The organism is Amycolatopsis sp. NPDC049691 (assembly GCF_040675005.1).
GTDB lineage: Bacteria > Actinomycetota > Actinomycetes > Mycobacteriales > Pseudonocardiaceae > Amycolatopsis.
Window position 1 is genome coordinate 54804 of record NZ_JBFANX010000029.1, and the last position, 24331, is coordinate 79134.

Here is a 24331-nt window from a genome sequence, read left to right on the forward strand (position 1 = left end):
GCGTAACAATGGCTCGAAAAATACGGGAGCCCCTGTGGAACTGACCGGACGGGTGGTCGTGCTGACCGGCGCGGCGCACGGGATCGGGGCGGCGATGGCCCGCCGCTTCGCCGCGGAAGGCGCGGCGGGGGTCGTCGTGTCCGACGTCGACGCCGCCGGCGCCGGCCGGGTGGCGGACGTGATCGCCGACGCGGGCGGGCGCGCGATCGCCGTGACCGCCGACGCGACGTCCAAAAAGGACCTCAAGACGCTGGTCGCGGCGGCCCGCGCCGAGTTCGGCGAGGTGGACCTGTTCTGCGCCAACGCGGGCGCGGCCTTCGGCACCGGCGTCCACGCGGCGGACGAGCAGTGGGCGAAGTCGTGGGAGATCAACGTCATGCAGCACGTCCACGCCGCGCAGGTCGTGCTGCCCGCGATGCTCGCCCGCGGCGAGGGGTACCTGCTGATCACGGCGTCCGGCGCCGGCCTGCTCGGCACGCCCGGCGACGCGCCGTACTCGGTCACCAAGCACGCGGCCGTCGGCCTCGCCGAGTGGCTGGCGATCACCTACCGGCCACGCGGGGTACGCGTCAGCGCGCTGTGCCCGCTCGGCGTCCGCACGGCGCTGCTCGAACCCGGCATCGCCGCCGGGCACCCGGCCGCGCTGGCCATCGCCGCGGCCGCACCGCTGCTGGAACCCGAAGACGTCGCCGAAGCGGTCGTCGCCGGGCTCGGCGCGGAGGAGTTCCTGATCCTTCCGCACGCTTCCGTGCGGGAAGCGTTCCTGCGCAAGGCCGGCGCGGTCGACGCGTGGATCGACGAGATGGCCGTCCAGGGAGGCTGAGGCGTGGAATACCGCAGGATCGGCGCGAGCGGGCTCGCCGTGAGCGAGATCGCCTACGGCAACTGGCTGACGCACGACGCTCCCGGCTGCGTCGCCGCGGCGCTGGACGCCGGCGTCACGACGTTCCACACCGCGGCGGCGTGGGACGGCGGCGCGGCGGAAACCGCTTTCGGCCAAGCGTTCGCCGGCGTGCGCCGGGACGATCTCGTGCTGTGCACCGGGGTTTTCTGGTCCGAGGGACCGGGTCCGAACGACGCCGGGCTGAGCCGCAAGCACGTGATCGCGTCGCTGGAAGGCTCGCTGCGGCGGCTGCGCACCGACCACGTCGACGTCTACCAGCTGCTGCGCTTCGACTACCGGACCCCGGTCGCGGAGACGTTCCTCGCGCTCTCGGACCTGGTGCGGCAGGGGAAGATCCGGTACGTCGGCACGGCGGAGTGGACGGCCGAGCAGCTGCTGCAGGCGCACGATGCGGCCGAGCGGTACGACGTCCCGCTGATCAGCAACCAGCCGCACTATTCGATGCTGTGGCGGGTGGCCGAGGCGCAGGTGATGCCGGTGGGCGAGCGGATCGGCGTCGGGCAGTTCGCGTCGGTGCCGCTGGCCCAGGGTGTGCTGACCGGCAAGTACCGGGACGGGCGGGTCCCGGCGGGCTCGCGCGCGGCCGCTAAGCCGCACGCGCGGCCGCTGCTGCTGCCGGAGCTGCTGGAGCGGGTCGAAATGCTGCGCGGCGTCGCCGACGACGCGGGACTGACCATGGCGCAGCTCGCCCTGGCGTGGACGCTGCAGCACCAGACGGTCGCGTCGGCGGTCGTCGGTGCAAGCACGCCGGAGCAGGTCACCGAGAACGCGAAGGCCGCCGGTGTCCGGCTGGACCTCGACGTCCTGACCCGCGTCGACCACCTGCTCGGCAGCTTCGTGCAGACGGACCCGCGGCTCGTGTGGTCGCCCCCGGCGTCGTCAGCCTGATCCCAAGCAGACGAAGGGACGGCGGAAGGGGTCGACCGCGATCGCGTCGGCGAGCGCCAGCGCGGGGCTGTCCCGCACGGCCAGCGCGCGGTAGTAGTCGTCCATCGCGGCCGCCGAGGCCAGGTCGCCGACGCGCGACAGCGGCGCGATGACCGTGCGCGAACCGCTGGCGAGCAACGCGCTGGCGAAGCCGAGGGCTTCGTCGCCGGGCCGGATCCGGTTGAGCGCCAGCTCGCACGCGGCGAAGACGACCTGCCGCGGCGGCTGCCGCAGCCCGGCCATCTCGTGCCCGAAGAGAGAACCGTCGGCGAGTTCGAGGCGGGAGAACAGCGCGTTCTCCGGCTCGTGTGCGCCGTGCGCGGCGAAGTGGGCGAGCTTGGCGCCGTCCATCGCCCGCAGCACGGACTTCACGGTGGCCTTGGCGCCGGTCATGGTCGTCGCGGTGCGGTAGTGCGTGGTGAGCTTCTCCAGCTCACCACGGGCACCGGCCAGCCCGGGCCCGCGCACGAGCACGATCTTGCGGGCGCGCGGCGACTTCGTCAGCTCGGCGGCGAGCCAGGCGGTCGCCGACGGCGCGACGACGGTGGGCCGCCCGCGCAGCCCCGGCAGGACACCCCACGGCACGGCGTAGAGCGGCCCGGTCGGGACGATGACCAGCTCCCGGTCTCCGATCGTGTCGGCGAGCGGCTGGATGAGCTGGGTGTCGAGCTTGTCGGCCTGCTTGCGCGCCGACGCCATGACGACCTCGGCCAGCCGTTCGGGCAGGTTGTCGGGAGCGAGGGCGTCGAGGTCGACGTTGAGCACGCGCGCGGACTCGGCGGCGGCCCCGGCGGACCCGAGCCGCACCAGCCGGCACTCGCCCCCGGCCACGACGACGGCGACGAGCTCGTCGCCGGACGCGGCGAAGCTGACCATGGCCCGGTCGCCGAGCCGGTCGAAGACCTCGGTGAGCCCGGCCACCGGCCGCGGCCGGCCCCAGCGCCCGGTGTGCCAGCCGAGCCGCTGGGCCTCGCGCAGGCGTTCGTTGTACTTGGCGCGCAGGCCGGCGATGGGGTGCCCGTCGTGCTGGGCCTCCTGGATGGCCTGCCCGAGGCCGCGCACTTCGGCGACGCGCGCGGCGAGCTCGGGATCGGTCCCGGCCGACAGCGGTTCGTACCGGTAGGTCTGCGCGCGCGTGCGTTCGAGCCAGACGAACAGGCGCCGGGCGTCGTTGCGTTCGAGCACGAGCTTGACGGCGAGATCGGCGAGTTCCTGCCCGTGCAGGGCGGTGCCGGAGACGAGGTCGAGCCCGCCCATCCGGTCGCGGACGGCGTCGAGCTCGGTGAGCCCGGACCGGATTTCGGTGAGTGCTCTCGCCCGGCTCCCCTGGGCGACGGCGAGTTCGGCCCGGCAGAGGCGGCGCAGCATGCGGTAGTCGATGGGGGTGAGCTGCCCGGGGCGGGGAACCTTCCGCAGGGTCTCGGCGGCACGTTTGAGGTTGCCGCGGCGGATGTCGAGCCGGACGGCGAGCATGCGTGCCGTGGCGGCCTGGTCGGCCAGGCGCGGCAGCTGCATCTTCTCCGCGGCCCGCAGGGCCCGCGTCGGCAGGCCGACGGGAACCACGCCGCCGCGCAGGGCATCCAGGGTGTCGGCCTTGAGGCCGATGACCGTCGCGTTCGCCAGGCAGGTCTGGCACCCCACCCGCTGCAGCCGCCGGCGCGCGGACGCCGCGGTCTCCCGGGCCAGGTCGAGATCGTCGGTCATCAACGCGGCGGTGGCGCGGTGCAGCTCGACGGTCGCCAGCTCGCGGGCGACGCTGACCTCCTTCTCCATCATCACCCGCACCTCGTCGAGGTGGTCGCTGGCTTCCTCGGCCAGCCCGGCGGCGAGCAGCGCCTGGGCCTGTTCCCGCCCCAGCACGGCGGGCGGGTCCGCGCCGATCGTGCGGTAGGTCCGTTCGCTCTCCTCGAACAGCCGCAGCGCCTCCGGCACGTCCCCGGTCCGCAGCGCGAGGGTGCCCAGGTTGCGCCGGACGTCGCCGGCGAGGGCGTGGAGCTCGTACTTCTCGGCCAGCTCGACCGCCCGGCGGAGGTCGTCGCGGGCCTGGCCGACGTTGCCGAGCAGGGTGTGCACCCAGCCCCGCGACGACAGGCTCAGCACGTAGGTGCCCATGAGCGAGCCGGGGTCTTCGGCGCGCGCCAGGCGGTATTCCTTGTGCTCGAGCGCCGCCTCGAAGTACTTGAGGCTGTCCTCGTTGCGCCCGACGGTCTTCAGGCGCATCGCGTAGTTGTGGTTGAGCGCGCCGCTCAGCTCGGCGTGCAGCAGGGGCTCTTCCACGGCGTTGATCAGCAAGCGCACGTCGTCGAGGCCGGCCAGGCCGGCGGCGACGTCGCCGCTGATCTCCGACCGGAGCGCGACCAGCAGGCTCGACAGGCGGATCCGCGCGACCAGCCAGTCGCTGCGGTGTTCCTCGGCGACGGGGTGCACCGCGTCGAGGAGTGCCATGCCCCGCTTGAGCAGGCGGACGCCTTCGTGGAAGCGAGCCACGCAGGAAGCGTCGGAGGCTGCTTGCTGGAGCGCTCGGACCCTCTCGATGGCCTCGACCGGGTCCAGGTTTGTCACAGGCACTCTCCTATGACAGCACAGTCCGTAGCAGAAAGAAGCCCGCCTACCGGCAGAAGATCGGCAGGCGGGCGATCACGAATCGGTCAAGCTCGGGTCCTACTCGTAGCAGCTGCCGCTGCACTCGATGTGGGCCGGGTGGTCCTTGTGAACCTTGCCGTCCTCGTCGGTCCATTCGACGACGGGGGCCGGCTCCTCGGTCGGCTCCGGAGCTTCTTCGGGCTTGGTGTCCGTGGGCGTCGACATGGTCGATCTCCTCTCCCCTGGGGATCTGCATGGGGACGCTGGCCGTGACGGTGAGTCCCCCTCGCGGGGCCCTCTCCCCGCGAACGGCCCAATAGTTTCACAACGGAGGAGTGATCGGGAGGGTTTTCGCTACGGAAAGTCAGAGCCAAGCCCGTGATCAGGTCAAACGTCCCGATCGGAACGTCCTAACGAGTGAACTCTGTAACGACGTCCACGATGGACGTGCATCGGACCGGGTGGCGGAGCGGCCGCCGGGGCCGTCCGGGCCGGGGTGATCGCCCGGCCACGGAGAGCCACCTCCGGCTCAGTCCTTTGTGGACCGCCGCGCCGTCACCGCCCCGTGGACCGCGCGCACCAGCCGCGCGTTTTCCGGGGCGGCCCCGCCGGGGAACGCGAACCGGCGGCGGTTGTACCCGTAGGCCAGCCCGCTCCGGGGGTCGGCGAACGCCTGGGACCCCGCGGCGCCGCTGTGGCCGAACGCCCCCTGCCCCAGCACCGGGTAGTCGTCCGACACCACCGCGAACCCGAGGCCGAACGCGTTGCGGTTGCGGGTCGCCAGATCCTCCCCCACGGAGTGGACCTGGGCGAACTCGGCGGCCGTGTCGGGGGTCAGCAGCTCGAGCGCCGCCACGTACATGCCCGCCAACCCGCGCGCCGAGGCCACGCCGCCGACCGAAGCCGGGCTCAGCTGCCGGACCACCTTGATGTTCGGGAGGTCCCAGAGCTCCGGTGCCTTCGGGTGGTTGCGGTTGAACGCGATGCCCGTGATGCTGTCCGCGCCCGTCGCGCCGGCCGCCAGCTCGGCCAGCTGCTCCGGCGTCGGCAGCATCGGCTGCGTCGTCAGGAACCGGGGCTCCAGCTCCTCCGGCAGCCCCAGGTGGAAGTCCAGCCCGAACGGCTGCCGGACGCGCTCCTCGTAGTGCTCCTGGATGCTGCGGCCGGTCACCCGGCGGACGACCTCGCCGGTCAGGGCGCCGATCACCAGCGCGTGGTAGCCGAACGCCGTGCCCGGACGCCAGTACGGCCGCTGCGGGGCGAGCCGCTCGGCGATCACGCGGTCGTCGGCGAGCTCCTCCGCCGTGAAGCCCTCGTCGGCGCCCACGACACCGGCGCGGTGCGCGAGCAGCTCCCGCAGCGTGATCGCGGCCTTGCCCGCCGCGCCGAACTCCGGCCAGTAGTGGCTGACCCGCTGGTCGAGGTCGAGCACGCCGTCCTGGACGAGCAGCGCGACCACCAGGTGCGCCGCGCCCTTGGTCGAGGAGAAGACCCCGGTCAGCGAGTCGGCCGTCATTTCGGGGCCGGTCCACAGGTCGACGACGCGCTCGCCGCCGACGTGCGCGACGAGCTGGGCGGCGTAGTCACCGCCCTCGTCGATCGCGACGGCGGCGAACTCCTCGCGGACGGACTCGAACCCGTCGGCGACGGTCCCCTGGATGTGTTCGGACGACATGGCGGCTCCCTCAGTGATCTTCAGCCTGTGCCTGGGATCAACCCGCGCGGCCCGGCGGTATTCCGCGTAACACCGGGGCGCCCGGCCGGGATGTTCCCGGCATGGGGGAACCGATCGAAACCACGCGGCCCGGCCGCGGCCTCGCGATCGCGTCGCTCGCGATCGGCGCCGCCGGGCTCACGCTCGCCGTCGCGACCTGGGCGGCCTGGCTCATCGTCCGCCCGCCGGTCGTGGCGGCGTGGACGTTCTCCTGGGTCACGCAGGCCTTCGTGCTGGTGCTCGGCGCGCTGTGGTTCGCGCTGCTGCCGATCAGCGTGCTGGCGCTGGTCTTCGGCGTCTGCGCCGGCGCGCGCACGCGGCCCGGCCCGGGCCGGATCGGCGCCACGCTCGCCGTCCTCACCGCGCTGCTCGCCTTGTCGGGAGCAGCGGTGTTCGCGACGTCGTCGTGGCACGGCGTCGGCCCGCCCGTCGCCTACTTCGACACGCAGCCGGGGCCGGCCCGGTAGAAGACCCGTCCCGGCGGGTACCACCGGATCATGAAGCTGACCTCCACCGTGCTCGGCGCGCCGGAACCGCGTGCGCTCGCCGAGTTCTACTCGAAGCTGCTCGGCTGGCCGATCAAGACCGACGAGCCGGAGTGGGTGACGCTGCGTCCCGACGACGGCAGCGCCGGGCTGTCGTTCCAGCTGGAGCGCGACCACATCCCGCCGGTGTGGCCACCGGCCGGCGGTGCCCAGCAGATGCAGCTGCACCTCGACATCGAGGTCGACGACCTCGCCGCGGCGACGGCGGAAGCGACCGCCGCGGGTGCCGTCGTCGCGGACTTCCAGCCCCAGGAAGACGTCCGCGTCTGCTTCGACCCGGCCGGGCACCCCTTCTGCCTCTGGACGCGTGCATGACGTGACGCCCCGCGTTCGTCCGGTCACAGGATCCGCTATGTTCGCCTGAGGTCCTGTTTCCGGCGAACGGAGTTGAGTCCTGTGGGGGTGCACCGGATCTGGCACCACGGACTGGTCCCCACCGAGGGGAAACGCCCCCTGGACGCCTTGCGCAGCAGGCTCATCACCCGCCAGCGGCAGCACGACGACTACACGGTCGCCGACCTCGGCTCGTCCGACGACGGCGGATCGCGCCGGTGCGACCTCGAGTTCGGCTGGACCGACGATCGAGGCCGCTACTCCGTTCAGGTATTGCTTTCCCTGTGCTACCACGCCGGCGAAGACCGCGTCGCGTGGTTGCTGGCCGCCGCGTGCACGCGGCCGTGGCGCAGCTGCCACGAAGCGCCGGCGCAGCGGATCGGGCTGGAGGAGCTCGGCGCCAGCGGGAGCGACGAAATCCCGATCGAAGCCCCGGTTCTCGCGATGCGCGGGTGGTCTCGCGAGGAGTGCGACCGCGTCGCGGAACTGCTGGGCGAGGCGCTGGTGGCGGACTGGCGGACGTCGGCGGTGCTGGTGCTCACCGAACCGCCGACGGTTCCGGTCGACGGCTGGCCCGGCCTGGTCAACGTGTTCGACGTCGACGACCGCTTCCGCCGCACGCTCAACCAGCACGTGCCCCTCGGCTACGAGGTACCGCAGGGCGCCCGGCTGTACGCGCCGCCGTGCGACCAGCTGCCGGACTTCGTCGAGACTGCGAGCCCGGTGCCCGGCGAGGCGCTGCAGGGGGCGATCACGCGGCTGCTGCAGACCCGCGGCCGGACGCCGCTGCCCGGGGAATGGGCCGAGGTGCCGAGTGTGCAGGCCTGGTACGCCGCGAATCCGTTCGACGCACCGGTTCGGGGGCCGGACGCCGAGCTGACCGAGAAGCTCGGCCGCGCCGAGCGCGAGCTGGCCGAGGCGCGGGGCGTGATCACGATCCTGCGCAAGAAGGCGAAGGCCGAAGCCGAGGAGCGCGACCGGCACGCGGGCGAGGCGAAGGCGCTCCGCCGCCGGCTCGACGAGCTGGCCGCGGTCGACGTCGGGTGCCTGCGCACGCAGCTCGCGCAGCTGCAGGGGGCGGTGGACGACTACGCGCGCGCGTTCGAGGAGACCGAAGCCGAGCGCGACGAGCTCAGACGCGTGAACGGGCTGCTGGCGGGCACGCTGGCCCGCTACCACGGCGCCGACGACGAGGTCGCCGCAGCCGAGCGACCGCCCGAGGAGTTCCCGAGCTTCGCCGAGCTGATCGGCGCGGCGGAGGCGACGCTCAAGCACCTCGCGATCACGGCCGAGCCGGCACCCGCCGCGATCCTCGACCACCACCCGAAAGCCACGGCGTGGCGCCGGAAGGCGTGGGACGCGCTGCGCACCCTCGATGCGTACGCAGGCGCACGGACGACGTTGCTCGACGCGGGCCACGACCCCGGGCCCGAGCTGTCGGACGTGCTCGCGTTCGCCCGCACCGGCCAGCCGGGTTCGCTGATCAGCGCCAACATCATCGCGCTGGCGGAGTCGGACACGGTGACCACGAACGAACGGCTCCGCCAGGCGCGCACGTTCCGCGTCGACCCGCGCACGAACCCGGCGGGCCGCGAGTACTTCGGCGCCCACATCGCCCTGGAGCGCTTCAAGGCGCCGGCACCGCGGCTGCACTTCCTCGACGACACCGACCGCACGGGCACGGTGTACGTCGGGTACCTCGGCGCCCACCTGCCGACGTCGAAGACCAACTGAGCGAGAATCGGGCGCATGACGGAGACCAAGTACCTGGCGTACTGCTGGATAGCCCGCGGCGACCGGGTGCTGTTCCTCCGGCGCGGGCCGGGCGTGTTCCTCGCCGGCCGCTGGGAGCTGCCCGGCGGAACGGTCGAGCCGGACGAGGACTTCGAGGCGGCGGCGATCCGGGAAGTGGTGGAGGAGACGGGGTTGAAGGTCCAGGTGACGGGCGAGCTGTCCCGCACCGCGTGGCCGGACGTGGCGGGACGCGCGATCGAGATCCACGGTTTCGTGTACACAGTGGAGGAAGACGGCGAGGGAGACGTAGTGCTGAACCCGGCGGAGCACGACGACTTCGCTTGGCTGACCCGGAAAGAAGCGCGCGGGCTGGAGATGGCGCAGCACTTCCGCCGGTTGCTCTGATGGGAGCCCGCCTGCACGTCGGCTGCGCGATGTGGACCCACAAGGCGTGGCCCGGAAAGTTCCTGCCGCCGTCGCTGCCGGCCAAGGAGCGCCTGCGGGCCTACGCCGGCTGGTGCAACGCCGTCGAAGGCAACACCACCTTCTACGCCACTCCCGCGCGGACCACCGTCGCGAGCTGGGCGGAGCAGACCGGCCCGGACTTCCGGTTCGTGGTCAAGCTGCCCAAGGTCGTCACGCACGAGCGCCGGTTCGCCGGGGTCGAAACCGAGATGCGGGCGTTCCTGGACGCGCTCGAACCCCTCGGCGACCGGACCGTCCTGTGGACCCAGCTGCCCGGCTCGTTCGGCCCGTCGGACGTCGAGGCCCTCGGGCGCTTCCTGCGCCGCCTCCCCGCCGGCCGCCGGCGCGCGGTGGAGGTGCGTCACCCCGGGTTCTTCACCGACGCCGGCTCGACGTCGCTGCTCGAGCAGACGCTCGCCGCCGCGGACGCCGAGTGGGTGCCGTTCGACACCACGGTCTTCTTCCAGCGGCCGCCGGCCGGCGAGGCCGAACAGGACGCCTGGGCCAAGAAGCCCCGGCTGCCACGGCGGACGCGGGCACTGACCGACCGGCCGATCGTCCGTTACCTGGGCCGGGATTCGGTCGCGGAGACGGTCGAGGGGTGGCGGCCGTGGACCGAGGTGGTGGCCGGCTGGCTGCGCGAGGGCCGCTCGCCGACGGTGTTCGTGCACACCCCGGACAACGCCGGCGCGCCGGCGCTCGCCCGCCGGTTCCACGAGGACGTGCGAGCGCTGGTGCCCGGCCTCGAGGCCCTGCCCGAGCCGGAGCCGGTCGAGCCCGCGACCCTGTTCTGAGCGGCGGTCACCGGCTCAGGGCGAGCAGTTCGTCGACCGCCGGACCGCCGCGGCCGCCACCCGCCGGCACCGGGTCTCGACCCCCTCGTGCCCGGCACCGGCCACGACGTAGTCGACGGCGTCGAAGCACGGATCGCCGACGCACGCCTTGGGATCGATCGCGATCAGGCCGCGGGCCGGGCCGCCGTCGAGGACGTTGCCGGGGTGCAGATCGCCGTGCAGCAGCACGAGTTCGTGCTCTCGGTGCAGGACTACGACTCCCTGGCCTCATTGGTGAACGACCTCATCGAGTTCATGGCGAGCGACGGCGCTTCGGACGCCGAAGCCCTCCTGAACCTGCGGATGGTCTCGCGGGAATTGACGAAGCGACGCGACCAAGCCCTCCGCGCTTCTTCCGGGGAAGACAGGTGGGAGTTCTCGCTGCTGCTCACCCCGGAGTACTTCGGGACCCTCAACCGCCTCGCGGCCATGCAGTCGGGCAACCAGGAGGCGGACGCGGACTTCCGGGCGTTCTGGCAGCGCGTCCACGCGGCCCTCGATGCCGCGAAAGCGACCCCGTTCGATTAGCCCACCGGAGTCCACCGATCGGCGGCCAGCACGGCCGCGAGGCCTTCTCGCAGGTCCTGCACGAAGAACCCGGGAACCTCCAGCGACGGGAAGTGTCCCCCGGTTTCGGGCGACCCCCAGTGGACGATCCGCCGGAACCGCTCTCGCGCCCAGGGGCGCGGGCACTTCTCGATGTCCCGCGGATACACGCTGATCGCCGACGGGACGTCGACCCGGAGTGCGGGGTCGAGCGAGTCGTGGCTTTCGTGGTAGATCCGGGCGGCCGACGCGCCGGTGCGCGTCAGCCAGTACAGGGTGACGTCGTCGAGGACCCGGTCTCGGGAGACAGTCTCGAATGGACTGTCCGAAGTGGCCGTCCACTCGGCGAACTTGTCGAGGATCCAGGCGAGCAGCCCGACCGGTGAGTCGACGAGCGAGTAGCCGATGGTCTGCGGCCGGGTCGCCTGCTGCTTCGCGTAAGCGGCGCGGTGGAGCCAGAAGTCGCGGGTTTGCTCGGTCCACCGGCGCTCGGTCGCCGTCAGCCCGTCCGTGGTCAGGCCGGGCGGCGCCTGCGCGGTCGTCGTGTGGATGCCGAGGACGCGCTCCGGGAACCGGCCGCCGAGGATCGTGGTGATCACGCCTCCCCAGTCGCCGCCGTGGGCCAGGAATGCGCGGTAGCCGAGCCGGTCCATCAGTTCGACCCAGGCGGCCGCGATCTTTTCGGTTCCCCAGCCGGTGGTGGCCGGCTTGTCGCTGTACCCGAAGCCCGGCAAGGACGGGGCCACCACGTGGAACGCCGGCGCGTCCGCGTCCTCCGGGTCCGCCAGCTCGTCGATCACGTCGACGAACTCGGCGACGCTGCCCGGCCAGCCGTGCGTCAAGAGGAGCGGGGTGGCGTCCGCGCGCGCGGAGCGGCGGTGCAGGAAGTGGATTCCCAGCTCGTCGATGGTCGTGCGGAACTGCCCGATCCGGTCGAGTCGCCTTTCGAACGCCCGCCAGTCGTACCCGGTGCGCCAGTACTCCACCAGCTCGACGAGGTCGGCGAGGGGAACGCCCTGTTCCCAGCGGCGCCGGGTCGTCTCGGCCTCCGGCAGCCGGGCCGCGGCCAGCCGCGCGCGCAGGTCGTCGAGGTCGGCGTCGGTCGCGTGGGCTTCGAAAGCGTGCACGTCGGGCATGACTCCTCCTGGCTGTCGCGGAACCGGCTTAGACGGTTCTAACACGGCTCGATGCGCGGGAGCAACCTGCTAAGGTGGTTCCATGCGGTCCGAGTTCCCCGGCTTCCGGCTGGGCAGCGTGCTGGCGACGAGCTTCACGGGGACGCTGTCGGAGCGCCGCGGCAACTCCGTGGAGCGCATTCCGACGCCGCAGCGGCTCGCCGACTGGCTGGCGGTGAACGGCCTCGCCGTGGAGTCGTGCACGCCCGCCCAGCTCGAACTCGCCCGGGAGCTGAGGGAAGCGATCCACGCCGCCGCGACGGCGGCCGCGACCGGGGAACCGCTTCCCGCCGCCGCGGTCCGGGTCATCAACGACCGCAGCACCGGCGGCCGGGCGGCGGCCGTCCTGACCCCCGATGGCGAACGGCGCTGGCGGCTCGGCTCGGCGTCCTGTGTGGAGGACGCCCTCGGCGTGATCGCCGCCGACGCGATCAGCATCATCGCGGGCGAACGGGACGGGAAACTGGCTTTGTGCGCGTCGCCTACGTGCCAAGCCGCTTTCTTCGACACCAGCCAGAGCCGCACCCGCCGGTGGTGCGACATGAACACGTGCGGGAACCGGCAGAAGAAAGCGCGGTTCAACGCCAATCGCCGACAGCCGGGTGGGTCGTCGGTCGTCGAAGAGCCGGCCGGCTGAGAGGTCGCGGCCCCGGGCGCGTCACGTTCCACACCGAGTGCGGGCCGTGGCACCCTGATCCGAAGACCAGCACAGGAGAACGAGCATGCGTTACTTGGTTTCGGTGATCGACGACCAGAACAATCCCGGCAGCACCGACCGGCAGCCCCTGATCAGCGAGTTCAACGACCGCCTGATCGCCGAGGGCTACTGGGTCTTCGCGGGCGGGCTCGCCGGCACCGACGCGGCCACCGTGATCGACAACCGGGGCGAGCAGGCGGTCGTCACCGACGGGCCCTTCCTGGAGTCCAAGGAGTACCTCGCCGGCGTCTGGGTGTGGGAGGCCCCCGACCTGGACGTCGCGCTCGAGCTCGCCGCCGAGGCGTCGAAGGTCTGCGATCGCAAGATCGAGGTCCGGCCATTCCAGTGAACGACGTCGCGGCCGCGATCACCCGGGCCCACCACGCCGAGTGGGCCCGGCTGGTCGCCGCACTGACCAGGCGCTTCGGTGACCTCGACATCGCCGAAGAGGCGGCCGCCGAGGCGTTCGCGATCGCCGTCGAACGGTGGCCCGGCGACGGCGTGCCGCCGAACCCCGGCGCCTGGCTGACCACCACCGCGCAGCGCCGGGCCATCGACCGGATCCGGCGCGAGAGCAAGCGCGACGACAAGCAGAAGGAGGCGGAGCTCGGGTACGACGACGACCCGCCCGAACCCCTCGGCGCCATCGACGACGACCGGCTCCGGCTGGTCTTCACCTGCTGCCACCCGGCGCTGGCGGTGGAAGCCCGCGTGGCGTTGACGCTGCGCATGGTCGGCGGCCTGACCGTGCCCGAGATCGCCCGCGCCTTCCTCGTCGCGGAGAGCACCATGGGGCAGCGGATCACCCGCGCGAAGGCCAAGATCAAGGCAGCCGGCATCCCCTACCGCGTGCCGTCCGCCGCCGACCTCCCGGCCCGCGTCTCCGGGGTGCTGACCGTCCTCTTCCTCGTGTTCAACGAGGGCTACCTGGCGACCGGCCCGGACACCGATCCGGTGCGCCACGACCTGACCGCCGAAGCGATCCGGCTCACCCGCGTGGTCCACGCCCTGCTGCCGGACGACGGCGAGGTGACCGGGCTGCTGGCGCTGATGCTGCTCACCGAGGCCCGCCGGCCCGCGCGGGTCTCGGCGGCCGGCGAACTGGTCGCGCTCGACGAACAGGACCGCGAGGACTGGGACACGGCGCTGATCGCCGAGGGCCACCGGCTGGTGCGCGAGCGCCTCGCCAGTGGCGTGCCGCCGGGCCGCTACCAGATCCTGGCCGCGATCAACGCCGTGCACACGTCCGCCCGCGACATGCGCGACACCGATTGGGCGCAGGTCCTCGCGCTCTACGACCAGCTCGTCCGCATCGACGCTTCGCCGATCGTCGCGCTCAACCGCGCCGTCGCGGTCGCCGAGCTCGACGGCCCGCAGGTGGCGCTCGCGGCGGTGGACGAGCTCGAGCCCCAGCTGGCCGGCTACCACCCGTTCCACGCCACCCGCGCCGACCTGCTGCGCCGGCTGGGCCGCGGTGCCGAAGCGCGCGCGGCCTACGACAAGGCCATCGAGCTGGCCGGCAACATTGCCGAGACCGCCTCCCTGGCCCGCCGCCGCGACCGGCTGCCTACTGCGGACTGAGGTACCGCAGCAGCACGCTGGCGCCGTCCGTGAGCACCGAGGCGAGCTCCAGCGACGCCGGGTCGATCGCCGCGCCGGCCGCCGCCCGGCTCGCCGCGCCCGCCACCAGGAACGGTGCCACCGTCAGGCGGAACTCGTCGACGACGCCGGCCTCGATCAGCGAGCCGAACAGCCGGGGCCCGCCCTCGCAGTCGATGCGGCCCAGCCCTTCGGCCGCCAACGTCTCGACCACCCGCGTGGCCGAGACGCCGGTCGAGCCGGCCGTGATCACCCGGGCGCCGTTCGCCGCCCATTCCCCACGCAGCGAAAGCGGCGCCGCCTCGGACGTGAACACCAGCGTCGGGACCGCCGCCTTCGTGATCACCGGGGCGTCCGGGGGCAGCGACAGCCCGGTCGTCACCACCGCGACCGGGGCGATCGGGGCGAGGCCGAACCGGCGCCGGCGCTCGGCCGTGCGCTCGTCGGGGCGCATGCCCTCGAAGCCCTCCGCCATCGCCGTGCCCGCGCCGACCAGCACGACGTCGGCGAGGTCGTTGCCCAGCCGGTAGACGATCCGGTCGGCCGGGGTCGACAGGCTCGCCGACCGGCCCTCGACCGAAATCGCGCCGTCCGCGCTGGACACGAAGTTGACCGCGACCCAGCGCCGGCCGTCCGGGTACCGGTACAGCTGCTCCAGGTCGTGGTCGTCGAGGCCGCGCTCGACCGGCCAGATCTGCCGGATCACTCCCATCGGAGCGCCTTCGCCGGCGGGCGCGTGCCCGCGATGCTCGCCGCCATCTCGGCCACGTGCCGCGTCGCGCGCACGTGCCGGGTCCGGATGATCGCCGCGCCCGCCGACGCCGCGAGCGCCGCCAGCGCCAGGCCGGCCGGGGTCCCGTCACCGGCCACCTCCAGCAGCACCGGGACGTCCTCGGGCAGGGACGGCGCCGACCGCAGCACGCCGACGTCGAGGACGAACCCGGGCAGGGCGGCCTTCGACGAGCCGGCGTAACCGGCGCCGAACCGCGCCGCGACGTCGGTGAGGTCGGCCCGCGCGACGATCAGGTCCGCACCGGCCGCGCAGCCGGCCGCCGCCACGTCCGCGTCCGCGGTGTCGACGGCCAGGAACAGCTCGGGGAACTTGCCCCGCGCCCACGAGATCAGGGATTCGACGCCGGTGCCGGCGAAACCCACGAGGTCGGCGCCGTCCTCGACGGCGCTCACGACCGCCGCCCGCGCCGCGTCGGGCTCCGGGAGCACCTGGATCGCGGCCAGCACCAGCGCGCGGTCCCTGCTCAACCGGCGGCCCCGGAAGACGAGGTCGGGGGTTTTCATCGCGCTCTCCCTGCTGGACGTCCGTGCCTCGCGATCATAAGCGAGGGAGCAGGGGAGCCGGTTTGCCGGCAGGTGGCGGGGCCTCGTCGCCGGGCCACCCGGCCGTCGCGGAACTCTTCAGGAGGCGATGGCCTCGTTGATCGCCAGCAGCTCCTGCGCGGTGCGCGTGGCGGTGAATTCGATGACTTCGTAGCGGGCGAGCCGCTGGACGACGAACGGGTCGCTGGCGAGCACCGCGTCGAGCTTGCCGCGCAGCACCGACCGCGTGAGGATCACCTGGTCGGCCGCACCGTTCCCCTTTCCGGAAAGGAGGAAGACCCCCTTCGTGAATTGTTTGCGCAACCATTCCGAATGGTCCGGCAGCGCGTAGTCGACTTCTGTCTGGGGCGCCGTGTAGGTCAGCAGGGCTAGGTACATGATTCGATGGTAGAACCCTTTCGGCCCCGGCGCATCCGCCTGGCGAGTGTCGCGCCACACGCGTTTCCCCCGTTTTCGGTCAAGAACACCGCAATTCCTTTACCAATGCTTTTCCCCTTTTCTTCCCCATTGCCGTACGCCCGTCGTCGTACGCCGCGGTGCCGTCACCGGGCCGACGCGGCGACCCGCTCCCCGAGGCGACACTTCGTCCCATGAACGCACTGACCCGGATCTGGCACGACGGCCGGCGAGCCGAACGGATCGCCTACGCCGTCGGCGCGGCGCTGTTCACCAGCGGCGTCGTCCACGCGATCGTGCTCATCGGCTCCGGCGGCTCGTGGCTGGGCCCGCTGTCGATGCGCAAGGCCGTCACGTTCGGCCTGTCGTTCGGGCTGACGCTCGCGTCGGTCGCCTGGGCGACGTCCTTTCTCACCGTCCGCCCGCGGCTGCGCACGGTCCTGCTCGGCGCGTTCACCACCGCGAGCGTCGCCGAAGTCGTGCTGGTGAGCATGCAGGCCTGGCGCGGGGTGCCGTCGCATTTCAACTTCGAGACGCCGTTCGACACCGCCGTGTCCATGTCGCTCGCCGCGGGCGGCGGCGTGCTCGTGCTCGTCGTCATCGGCTTCACCGCCGCGGCCCTGGTCGAACCCGGGCCGGAAGCGGCGAGCCTGCGTCTGGCGGTCCGCGCGGGCCTGGTGGTGCTGCTGGTCGCGCTGGCCACCGGGGCGGTCATGATCGGCCGCGGCGTGGTCGCGGCACGCGGCGGCGACCCGCAGCTCGCGTACACGACCGCCGGTTCCCTCAAACCGCTGCACGCGGTCGCGATGCACGCGATCCTCGTGCTGCCCGCACTGGCCTGGGTCCTGCGCTTCACCCGCTGGCCCGAGACCCACCGGCTGCTGGTCGTGAAGCTCGCGGTCGCCGCCGATGCCGTGCTCACGGCGGTCATCGGCGTCGAGTCCTTCACCGGCGTCCCACCGTTCGCCGCACCGCTGCCGGTGCTCGCCCTGTCCGTCCTGGCCGCGGCGGCACTGGCCGGTACCGGGATCTACGCGCTGTCCGGCGTTGAACCGCCCGTCCGATTCACACGTATCCCCATCGGGAAGGCAAGGGGCCGGTAAAGCGGCGGACGGAGACCACGCGTGCGGCACGGTATGACCACCAGAGGCCTTTTCCAGCAGAGCGCGGCGCACAGCCCGTCGTTCTTCTCCGTGGCGCGCGCGATGGGCCGGCACGCGGACGATCTCGCGGACTTCTGCATCCCCTGCAACCCGTACTTCCCGACCGACGAGATGTTCGGCGAGCTCGAGCGCAACCTCCGCACAATCCTCAAGTTCTACCCGAGCGACGCCGGCGCGATCACCGCGCAGCTGGCGAGTGTGCTGCGGCTCAACCCGTCGACGATCTCGCTCGCCAACGGCTCGACCGAGCTGATCACCTGGATCGACCGGCTGCTGGTCGACGCCAGCGTCGCGGTGCCGATCCCGACGTTCGGCCGCTGGACCGACCAGCCGCTGGAGACCGGCAAGCGCGTGGACATGTTCCTGCTCAAGGAATCCGACAACTTCGAGCTGCGCGTGGACGACTACGTCGAGTTCATCAAGCGCCGGGGCTCCCGGGTCGCGGTGCTGTGCAACCCGAACAACCCGGACGGCGGCTACCTGCCGCGGCGCGAGGTGCTCCGGTTCATGGACGCCCTCGAGGACCTCGACCTCGTGGTGATCGACGAGTCCTTCATCGACTTCGTCGAGGTCGAACGGGACCCGTCGGTGGCCGCCGAAGCCGTCGTGCGGCCCAACGTCATCGTGCTGAAGAGCCTCGGAAAGAACTTCGGGCTGCACGGGATCCGGTTCGGCTACCAGGTTTCGAACCCGGCGCTGACGCGCAAGCTGTCGGCCGCGCTGCCGAAGTGGAACCTGAACTCGCTCGCCGAAACCGTGATCTTCATGCTCGCCGAGCACCGCGCGGAGTACGAGGAAAGCCTCAAGAAGCTCGCCCTCGACCGGTTCATGATGAACTCGCAGCTGAACCAGTTCCCGGAGCTGACGGTGTTCCCGTCACAGGCGAACTTCCTGCTCGTCAAGCTGCCCGGCTCGGTCGACGGCGCCGAGCTGTGCGACCACCTGCTCACCGAGCACCACCTGCTGGTGCGCCAGTGCGGCAACAAGATCGGCATGACCAGCCAGTTCATGCGCTTCGGGGTGCGGCCGGACACCGAGGTCGAGCGGCTGGTCGAGGGCCTGCGCGGGGTCGAACGGCTGGGCGGCGGCCGCCACACGCCGACCATCGAGCTCGTCGCGCACTCCCGCGAGCCGGAACGGTCGATCAGCTGAGCACGTGGGCCATGGCCGGCTCGACGGCGAACGACCGGCCGTTCGCCGAGCTGGACCGCTCGGGCCGCACCCGGCGCCTGCGCCGGCTCGCCGAAGCGGCGTTGACCGGCTACGACGTGCCGGTCGCCCGGCTGACCCCGCTGGGCCGCGGGCGCAACACGACGTTCCGCGTCGACGGCGCCGACGGCCACCGGTACGTGCTGCGGGTGGAGCGCGCGGACGGCCCGGGCGCCGCGCAGGTGCGGGCCGAGATGGCGTGGCTTTCCATGCTGCGCAAGGAAACGGACCTCGTCGTGCCGCGGCCGGTGCCGACGCGCACGCGGGACCTGGTCACCGTGGTCGCCGACCCGGCGGTGCCGGAACCGCGGACCTGCGTGCTCTGCCACTGGGTCGACGGCCGGTTCGTCGACGAACGGCTCGGCGCGCCGCAGCTGTACGCGGTCGGCGAGTTCACCGCGCGGCTGCACCTGCACGGCGCCCGGATGAACGGCCTCGACCGCGGGCGCGTCGACGACCTCACCGAGTTCGGCCGGTCGCAGGTGGACGGCTTCTCCGACGCGGTCCTCGACCGGGCGGTGGCGCTGGCGGGCGGCGACGAACGCGTCCGCGGCGCCGTCGAGCGGGTCCGCGCGGTGCGGGCCGGGCTGGGGTGCGGCGCCGACGTCTTCGGCCTGGTGCACGGCGACCTGCGCCAGGTGAACTACCTGTTCCACCGCGGGCGCGTCCGGGCCATCGACTTCGACGACTGCGGGTACGGGCACTACGCGTACGACCTCGCCGTGGCGCTCGACGAGCTCAAGCACCTGCCGCAGCGCGACGAGCTGCGCGAGGCGCTGCTGGACGGCTACCGGTCGGTGCGCCCGGACGCGGCGACGACGGACCCGGCGGTGCTGAACGCGTTCGTCGGCCTGCGCCGGGTGCAGCTGCGGTTGCGGTCCTGACGTTACAGACCGGCGTTACAATTGCTACATGGCCGGACGATCGAGCAACGCCACCAGCACCCGCGACCGCCTGCTGCTGGCGGCCGGGCAGCTCCTGCACGAGGCACAAGGCGGGCCGGTGTCGACGCGGGCGATCTGCGAGCGCGCCGGCGTCCAGGCACCCACGCTCTACCACCACTTCGGCAGCAAGCAGGGCCTGCTCGACGCGGTCGTCAACTACGGGTTCACGCAGTACGTGCAGGCTCCGGCGCCGGGCGGCGACCCGGTCGACCGGATCCGCGCCGGCTGGGACCGGCACGTCGCATACGGCCTGGAGAACCCGCGGTTCTACGTGCTGCTCTACGGCCAGATCGAGCCCGGCGTGCCGTGCAACCTGACCTCCAGTGCCGAAGCGATGTTGCTGGAGCTGTTCACGCCGCTGGCGCGCGACGGCCGGCTGCGGGTCGAGCCCGAGGAGGCCGCGCGGCAGTTCGCGGCGGCCAACAGCGGCGTCACGCTCAGCCTGATCGCGCAGCCCGAAGAGAGCCGTGACCTGGCGATGTCGACGCAGGTCCGCGAGTCGGTGCTGGCCGGGCTGCTCGCCGAGCGGCCGGCCGAAGGTTCGTCAGTGGGCGCGCTCGCGGTCGCTTTGTCGACCCGGCTGGCCGACGACGTCGACGCCCTGACCCCGACCGAGCGGCAGATGCTGCGCGAGTGGCTGCACCGCCTGTCGAGCTGACCGCGCTACATTTGCTACATTGAGTCGTATGACAAGTGTAGTGAACCTCGGCACCTACGGCGTCTTCCTGTCCCCGCACCGCGACGACGTGACGCGCAGGCAGCACGCCATCGCGGCGGACCGGCTCGGCTACGGCACGGCGTGGATCGGTACCGGCCGCGCGTCGATCAGCGACCTCGCGTTCGTCGAGGACCTCCTGGCGTCGACCGAGCGGATCACCGTGGCGACGGCGATCGTGAACGTCTGGGCCGACGCGCCCGAGCCGCTGGCCGAGTCGTACCACCGGCTTGCCGACCGGTACGGAAAGCGCTTGCTGCTCGGGATCGGCGTCGGCCACCCCGAGTCCGTCACCGGCTACCACAGCCCGTACGACACGCTCGTCGGCTACCTCGACCGGCTCGACGCGGCCGGCGTGCCCGCCGAGGCCCGGGTACTGGCCGCCCTGGGCGACCGGGTGCTGAAGCTGGCCAGGGACCGCGCCGCGGGCGCGCACCCCTACCTGGTGCCGGTCGCGCACACGCGGCACGCGCGGTCGGTCCTCGGCGCGGGCAAGATCCTGGCGCCGGAACAGAAAGTCGTCCTCGGCGCCCCCGAGGAGGCCCGCGGAATCGGCCGCGCCTTCATCCGCGAGCCCTACCTCGGGCTGCGCAACTACGTGAACAACCTGCTGCGCCACGGGTACACCGACGCCGACGTCACCGGCGGCGGCAGCGACCGGCTGATCGACGACCTCGCGCTGCACGGGACACCGGAGGACGTCGCGAAGGGACTGCGGTCCCATGTGGACGCCGGCGCCGACCACGTGGCCGTCCAGGTGATCGGCCGGTCGGCCGAGGTGGAGGCGGACAACCACCGGCGGCTGGCCGAAGTGCTGCTCTGAACGCGGTGACGCCGCTCAGGTGCGGCGCAGTTCGACGACGGGCAGGAGCCGGGACGTTCGCGCCTGGTAGGCCGCGAACCCCGGTTCCCGCGCGACGATCTCGGCGAACAGCTCGTCGCGGTCCGGTGGGAGCACGGCCGTCGCCGCGAACGTCTCGGTGCCGGTTTCGACTGTCACCGAAGGACTGTGGCGGATGTTGTGGTACCAGTCGGGGTGTTTCGGCGAGCCCATCGCCGACGCGACGACGACCAGCCGGCCGTCGATGTCCAGGGCTCCCAGCAGAACGCGGTGTGGCCGGCCGGTGCGGGCGCCGGTCGTGGTGAGGTGGATCAAGCTGCTCCTTTGGCGATGTAGTGATCGCCGGAGGCCGTGGAGCGACACGGGACGAGCGCGCGGAGGGCACACTTCTGCCGGGAAAGCAGAACGTGTCGAGCCAAGGGGGCTGAGTAGCCACTACCTCCGTGCGTAGGCCCATCCGGGGCGCATTCGTACGGTAGCACGGAATCAGCGGGCGGCGTCGGCGGCTTTCTGCGCGGCGGTGGCGGCTTTGTCGGCCCGGTCGAAGGCTTCCTCGGCCTCTTCGAACTCCGCCGTCGCCCGCTCGGCGCGTTCTTCGGCCTCCGCGAGGCGGGTACGCAGGTCTTCGACGCGGGCGGTCGCCTGCTCGGCCGCGCGTTCGGTGCGGACGAGGTCGCGCTCGGCCACCGCGCGTTCCTTGGCCAGCTCGGCGGCTTCCTTGCGCAGGCGCTCGCGTTCGGCGCGGGCCCGTTCGCGTTCCTTGCGGTCCGCTTCGGCCTGCCGCCGGTCCTTTTCGGGCCGTTTCGGCGTGGCCGGTTCGGCTTTTTCCACCATCCGCGCCGGGCGCTTGGCGGTCGACGGCGGGGCGGCGGTCGCGGCGAGGGTGAACCACTGGTCGGTGTCCTGGTGCGCCACCGAGGTCAGCCGCCCGGCGAGGGCGAGCGCCGCGGTGTCCGGATCGGCCGCCACGGCTTCCAGGGTCGCCTCGACTTCGCGGGACACGCTGTCGCTCATCGACGGCAGGCCGCGGATGATCCGCCGCACCAGGTCGCCGCGGCGCCGGGTCAGCGCCCGCAGCTCGTCGCCGGCCAGCCGGGTGTGCGCGTCACGCAGCTCGTCGCCCAGCTCGGCCAGTTCGCGCAGCTCGGCGGCGTCTTCCCGGGCCAGTCGGTTGACGATCGCGGCGGCCGTGGTCGGCTTCCGCAGCTCGCGGATCTTCGCCGCGAGCTCGGCGTCCCCCTCGGCCTTCGCGGCCTTCGCCGCCGCGTTGCGCGCGTTGACGAACTCCGCGAGGTCACCCCCGTAGAGCTCGCCTGCCACCGTGTCGAAGTCCATCACGCTCCAGCGAACCACATCGGACTGGTGCGAGCACCTGCGAAGGGTCATCATCGGGGACATGTACTTCGATCTGGGTGTCCGGGACTTCCTCGACCGCGCGGAAACGGTGTACCCGGACCGCGTCGCGGTGGTCGACGAGCCGAACCAGCCCGCGCCCAGCTGGGGCTCGCTCACCTACGCCGAGGTGGCGCGGCGGGCCCGGGCGCAGGCGGCCAACCTCGACGCGCTGGGCGTGCCGGTCGGCGGGCGCGTCGCGATGGTGTCGCACAACGCCGCGCGGCTGCTCGTGTCGTTCTTCGGCGTGTCCGGGTGGGGCCGGATCCTGGTGCCGGTGAACTTCCGGCTCGCGGCCGCCGAAGTCAAGTACATCGTGGAGCACTCCGGTGCCGAGGTGCTGATCGTCGACCCCGAGCTGGAACACCTGCTGGACACGGTGACGGCGAAGCACGTCTTCGTCCTCGGCCGCGACGACGAGGCGATCTGGGGCGGCGAGGGGACGCCGCGGCCGTGGGCGGGCGACGAGTCGGCGACGGCCACCATCAACTACACCTCCGGCACGACGGCGCGGCCGAAGGGCGTCCAGCTCACCCAGCGCAACATCTGGCTGAACGCGGCCGTGTTCGGCCTGCACACGACGTTGAGCGACAACGACGTCCTGCTGCACACGCTGCCGATGTTCCACTGCAACGGCTGGGGCATGCCGTACGCGGTGACCGGCCTGGGCGGGCGGCACATCGTGCTGCGCAAGGTCGACGGCACCGAGATCCTGCGCCGCATCGAAGAGCACGGCGTGACGATCCTGTGCGCCGCCCCGGCGGTGGTCACGGCGGCGCTGGACGGCGCCGCGACGTGGGACGGCGAGATCCCCGGCCGCGACCGCGTCCGGATCGTGGTGGCCGGCGCCCCGCCGCCGACGCGCACGATCGAGCGGGTGCGCGCGGAGCTGGGCTGGGAGTTCATCCAGATCTACGGACTGACTGAGACGGCACCGCTGCTCACGGTCAACCGCATGCGCAGCGAGTGGGCCGACCTGGACCCGCACGAGCAGGCCCGCCTGCTCGGCCGCGCGGGCGCGCCGGCGCTGGGCGTCCGGATCGCCGTCGACACCGACGGCGAGGTGCTCGCCCAGTCGAACCACAACCTCGACGGCTACTGGGAGAACCCGGCGGAGACCGCGCGGGTGCAGGAAGGCAACTGGTTCCACACAGGCGACGGCGGTTCGTTCGAAGACGGCTACCTGACGATCGCCGACCGCAAGAAGGACGTGATCATCTCGGGCGGCGAGAACGTGTCGTCGATCGAGGTGGAGGACGCGCTGAACTCCCACCCGGCGGTCCGCGAGGCCGCGGTCATCGGCATCCCGGACGAGAAGTGGGGTGAGCTGGTGACGGCCTTGGTGGTGACCTCTTCGGAGGTGACCGCGGAAGAGCTGATCAAGCACTGCCGGGAGTACCTGGCGGGGTACAAGTGCCCGAAGCGGGTGGAGTTCCTGGACGAGCTGCCCCGGACGGCGACCGGGAAGATCCAGAAGTTCAAGCTGCGGGAACCGTTCTGGCAGGGCCAGTCGAGGCAGGTCAACTGACGTGCGCCGCTAAGCTGCCGATCATGGGGGTGGCCGGCTGGTGGCAGCGGATGGTGGCGGCGAGCGAACACCTCGCCGCCGTGGAGCCACCCGAGGGGAACGAACACGGGTTCGGGCCCGGCGCGCAGTTCTACCTGCGGGTCGGCGAGCTGGCCCGCGGGTTCGCCGCCGACCCCGCGGTCGGTGACGCCGAGCGTGGCCGGGTCCTGGCGGTGCTGGACGACCTGCTCGGCGACGAAAGCGAGCCGCACCGCCGCGCGATCGCCCTGACGTTCCTGTGGCCCCTCGCCGGTTTGCCGCACTCCGCCGAAGTAGGCGAGCGGGTGCGACGCGAGCTGGACCTGATCTCCGGGCACCGGCCCGTCGCCGACGCGGATCCCGCGTCCTGGCCGGAACTCGCGGAGCGGGCCAGGGCCGAACTGGAACACTGCGGCCTGCCCGCGACGGTGGTTCCCCGCGGCGCCCGCCCGGCGCCGACGGGAGTCGTGCTGTCGGTGAGCGCCGAAGAACCCGCCGGCGTCTTCCTGGAATGGAACCCCTTCGACGGCGAATCGGCACGGTACCGGGCCCTCAGCGGGACCGACCCCGGGTACCTGGGCGATTACGTGGACGACGTCCGGAACCTCTTCGCGCGCGCGGCGCTGGACGTGCTCGCCGCGGCCGGGTTCAAGACCGCGGTGCGGTACGACTTCCGGTACGGCCGCTCGCGCGTCCACCGGGTCCTGGGCCCGCCGGAAATCCCCTTCGACTGAG

Annotated in this window: 27 protein-coding genes and 1 pseudogene; 18 read left to right on the forward strand and 10 right to left on the reverse strand. The window is 72.4% G+C overall.

The features are described from left to right. The first annotated feature begins 34 nt into the window (after positions 1-34). Both AB0J40_RS42060 and AB0J40_RS42065 read left to right on the forward strand, forming a co-directional pair. On the forward strand, positions 35-823 hold the full coding sequence (locus tag AB0J40_RS42060) for an SDR family oxidoreductase (protein WP_364465275.1): 789 nt from the start codon (positions 35-37) through the stop codon (positions 821-823). Positions 824-826: 3 nt separating this feature from the next. After that, positions 827-1792 carry an aldo/keto reductase gene (locus AB0J40_RS42065; RefSeq protein ID WP_364465277.1) on the forward strand — a complete coding sequence of 322 codons (966 nt, stop codon included), beginning with the start codon at positions 827-829 and terminating at the stop codon, positions 1790-1792. Here the strand turns inward: AB0J40_RS42065 and AB0J40_RS42070 are convergent. From AB0J40_RS42070 to AB0J40_RS42080, 3 genes are all read right to left on the reverse strand, one after another. Next, the gene (locus tag AB0J40_RS42070) at positions 1784-4393 is read right to left on the reverse strand and encodes a CHAT domain-containing protein (protein WP_364465279.1); all 2610 of its coding nucleotides are present in this window, start codon (positions 4391-4393) and stop codon (positions 1784-1786) included. The two genes, AB0J40_RS42065 and AB0J40_RS42070, sit on opposite strands and share 9 nt — an antisense overlap. Before the next feature lie 99 nt (positions 4394-4492). Continuing rightward, positions 4493-4639: a hypothetical protein gene (locus AB0J40_RS42075; protein WP_364465281.1), complete on the reverse strand. Its 147-nt coding sequence runs from the start codon at positions 4637-4639 to the stop codon at positions 4493-4495. A 304-nt stretch (positions 4640-4943) separates the two neighbouring features. Next, positions 4944-6089, reverse strand: a complete 1146-nt coding sequence (locus AB0J40_RS42080; RefSeq protein ID WP_364465283.1) for a serine hydrolase domain-containing protein — start codon at positions 6087-6089, stop codon at positions 4944-4946. A 101-nt stretch (positions 6090-6190) separates the two neighbouring features. Here AB0J40_RS42080 and AB0J40_RS42085 point away from each other — a divergent pair, with 101 nt between their 5' ends. The 5 genes from AB0J40_RS42085 to AB0J40_RS42105 all read left to right on the forward strand — a co-directional run bounded on the left by AB0J40_RS42085 (position 6191) and on the right by AB0J40_RS42105 (position 9999). Further along, positions 6191-6595 (forward strand): hypothetical protein, encoded by a 405-nt coding sequence (locus tag AB0J40_RS42085; protein WP_364465285.1) that lies wholly within the window; start codon positions 6191-6193, stop codon positions 6593-6595. Positions 6596-6625: 30 nt separating this feature from the next. After that, the gene (locus AB0J40_RS42090) at positions 6626-6988 is read left to right on the forward strand and encodes a VOC family protein (protein ID WP_364465287.1); all 363 of its coding nucleotides are present in this window, start codon (positions 6626-6628) and stop codon (positions 6986-6988) included. 81 nt (positions 6989-7069) lie between these two features. After that, positions 7070-8740: a hypothetical protein gene (locus AB0J40_RS42095; protein WP_364465289.1), complete on the forward strand. Its 1671-nt coding sequence runs from the start codon at positions 7070-7072 to the stop codon at positions 8738-8740. Positions 8741-8755: 15 nt separating this feature from the next. Beyond that, positions 8756-9145, forward strand: coding sequence for an NUDIX hydrolase (locus tag AB0J40_RS42100; protein ID WP_364465291.1), 390 nt, complete (start codon positions 8756-8758; stop codon positions 9143-9145). A gap of 29 nt (positions 9146-9174) precedes the next feature. Then, positions 9175-9999 (forward strand): DUF72 domain-containing protein, encoded by an 825-nt coding sequence (locus AB0J40_RS42105; RefSeq protein ID WP_364465421.1) that lies wholly within the window; start codon positions 9175-9177, stop codon positions 9997-9999. A gap of 66 nt (positions 10000-10065) precedes the next feature. Here AB0J40_RS42105 and AB0J40_RS42110 read toward each other — a convergent pair. After that, a pseudogene (locus tag AB0J40_RS42110) lies at positions 10066-10230 on the reverse strand (aminoglycoside phosphotransferase family protein); the annotation flags it as partial. Here AB0J40_RS42110 and AB0J40_RS42115 point away from each other — a divergent pair. Continuing rightward, complete coding sequence (locus AB0J40_RS42115; RefSeq protein WP_364465293.1) at positions 10204-10566, forward strand: hypothetical protein; 363 nt, start codon at positions 10204-10206, stop codon at positions 10564-10566. The pseudogene AB0J40_RS42110 and the gene AB0J40_RS42115 overlap by 27 nt on opposite strands. On the opposite strand, the gene AB0J40_RS42120 is transcribed toward AB0J40_RS42115, so the two are convergent. After that, positions 10563-11720 carry an epoxide hydrolase family protein gene (locus AB0J40_RS42120; protein ID WP_364465295.1) on the reverse strand — a complete coding sequence of 386 codons (1158 nt, stop codon included), beginning with the start codon at positions 11718-11720 and terminating at the stop codon, positions 10563-10565. The two genes, AB0J40_RS42115 and AB0J40_RS42120, sit on opposite strands and share 4 nt — an antisense overlap. Positions 11721-11802: 82 nt before the next feature. Between AB0J40_RS42120 and AB0J40_RS42125 the strand changes: the two genes are divergently transcribed. The 3 genes from AB0J40_RS42125 (at position 11803) to AB0J40_RS42135 (ending at position 14037) form a co-directional block, all read left to right on the forward strand. Further along, positions 11803-12396, forward strand: a complete 594-nt coding sequence (locus tag AB0J40_RS42125) for a CGNR zinc finger domain-containing protein (protein WP_364465297.1) — start codon at positions 11803-11805, stop codon at positions 12394-12396. An 85-nt stretch (positions 12397-12481) separates the two neighbouring features. Further along, positions 12482-12805, forward strand: a complete 324-nt coding sequence (locus AB0J40_RS42130; protein WP_364465299.1) for a YciI family protein — start codon at positions 12482-12484, stop codon at positions 12803-12805. Beyond that, entirely contained in the window at positions 12802-14037 is a 1236-nt protein-coding gene (locus AB0J40_RS42135) for a sigma-70 family RNA polymerase sigma factor (RefSeq protein ID WP_364465301.1), read from the forward strand. The genes AB0J40_RS42130 and AB0J40_RS42135 overlap by 4 nt, the downstream gene beginning before the upstream one ends. On the opposite strand, the gene AB0J40_RS42140 is transcribed toward AB0J40_RS42135, so the two are convergent. The 3 genes from AB0J40_RS42140 to AB0J40_RS42150 form a co-directional block, all read right to left on the reverse strand. Next, entirely contained in the window at positions 14024-14761 is a 738-nt protein-coding gene (locus tag AB0J40_RS42140) for a dihydrofolate reductase family protein (protein WP_364465423.1), read from the reverse strand. The two genes, AB0J40_RS42135 and AB0J40_RS42140, sit on opposite strands and share 14 nt — an antisense overlap. Next, positions 14758-15351 carry a dihydropteroate synthase gene (locus AB0J40_RS42145; RefSeq protein ID WP_364465303.1) on the reverse strand — a complete coding sequence of 198 codons (594 nt, stop codon included), beginning with the start codon at positions 15349-15351 and terminating at the stop codon, positions 14758-14760. The genes AB0J40_RS42140 and AB0J40_RS42145 overlap by 4 nt, the downstream gene beginning before the upstream one ends. 117 nt (positions 15352-15468) lie before the next feature. After that, positions 15469-15768: a hypothetical protein gene (locus AB0J40_RS42150; RefSeq protein ID WP_364465305.1), complete on the reverse strand. Its 300-nt coding sequence runs from the start codon at positions 15766-15768 to the stop codon at positions 15469-15471. 212 nt (positions 15769-15980) lie between these two features. Here AB0J40_RS42150 and AB0J40_RS42155 point away from each other — a divergent pair, with 212 nt between their 5' ends. Genes AB0J40_RS42155 through AB0J40_RS42175 form a run of 5 tightly spaced genes read left to right on the forward strand, consistent with a single transcriptional unit; the run spans position 15981 to position 20640 of the window. Then, positions 15981-16889: a hypothetical protein gene (locus AB0J40_RS42155; RefSeq protein ID WP_364465307.1), complete on the forward strand. Its 909-nt coding sequence runs from the start codon at positions 15981-15983 to the stop codon at positions 16887-16889. A 33-nt stretch (positions 16890-16922) separates the two neighbouring features. Then, positions 16923-18101 carry a histidinol-phosphate transaminase gene (locus AB0J40_RS42160; protein ID WP_364465309.1) on the forward strand — a complete coding sequence of 393 codons (1179 nt, stop codon included), beginning with the start codon at positions 16923-16925 and terminating at the stop codon, positions 18099-18101. Positions 18102-18112: 11 nt separating this feature from the next. Beyond that, positions 18113-19042, forward strand: coding sequence for a phosphotransferase (locus AB0J40_RS42165; RefSeq protein ID WP_364465311.1), 930 nt, complete (start codon positions 18113-18115; stop codon positions 19040-19042). A gap of 28 nt (positions 19043-19070) precedes the next feature. Next, positions 19071-19760: a TetR/AcrR family transcriptional regulator gene (locus AB0J40_RS42170; protein ID WP_364465313.1), complete on the forward strand. Its 690-nt coding sequence runs from the start codon at positions 19071-19073 to the stop codon at positions 19758-19760. A 28-nt stretch (positions 19761-19788) separates the two neighbouring features. Next, positions 19789-20640, forward strand: a complete 852-nt coding sequence (locus tag AB0J40_RS42175) for a TIGR03620 family F420-dependent LLM class oxidoreductase (RefSeq protein WP_364465315.1) — start codon at positions 19789-19791, stop codon at positions 20638-20640. Positions 20641-20655: 15 nt separating this feature from the next. On the opposite strand, the gene AB0J40_RS42180 is transcribed toward AB0J40_RS42175, so the two are convergent. Both AB0J40_RS42180 and AB0J40_RS42185 read right to left on the reverse strand, forming a co-directional pair. Continuing rightward, entirely contained in the window at positions 20656-20973 is a 318-nt protein-coding gene (locus AB0J40_RS42180; protein WP_364465317.1) for a nitroreductase/quinone reductase family protein, read from the reverse strand. A 171-nt stretch (positions 20974-21144) separates the two neighbouring features. After that, positions 21145-21993: a hypothetical protein gene (locus AB0J40_RS42185; RefSeq protein ID WP_364465319.1), complete on the reverse strand. Its 849-nt coding sequence runs from the start codon at positions 21991-21993 to the stop codon at positions 21145-21147. A gap of 61 nt (positions 21994-22054) precedes the next feature. Between AB0J40_RS42185 and AB0J40_RS42190 the strand changes: the two genes are divergently transcribed. Next, the gene (locus AB0J40_RS42190; protein ID WP_364465321.1) at positions 22055-23578 is read left to right on the forward strand and encodes an AMP-binding protein; all 1524 of its coding nucleotides are present in this window, start codon (positions 22055-22057) and stop codon (positions 23576-23578) included. A gap of 23 nt (positions 23579-23601) precedes the next feature. Beyond that, complete coding sequence (locus AB0J40_RS42195) at positions 23602-24330, forward strand: hypothetical protein (protein WP_364465323.1); 729 nt, start codon at positions 23602-23604, stop codon at positions 24328-24330. Position 24331 lies beyond the last annotated feature (1 nt).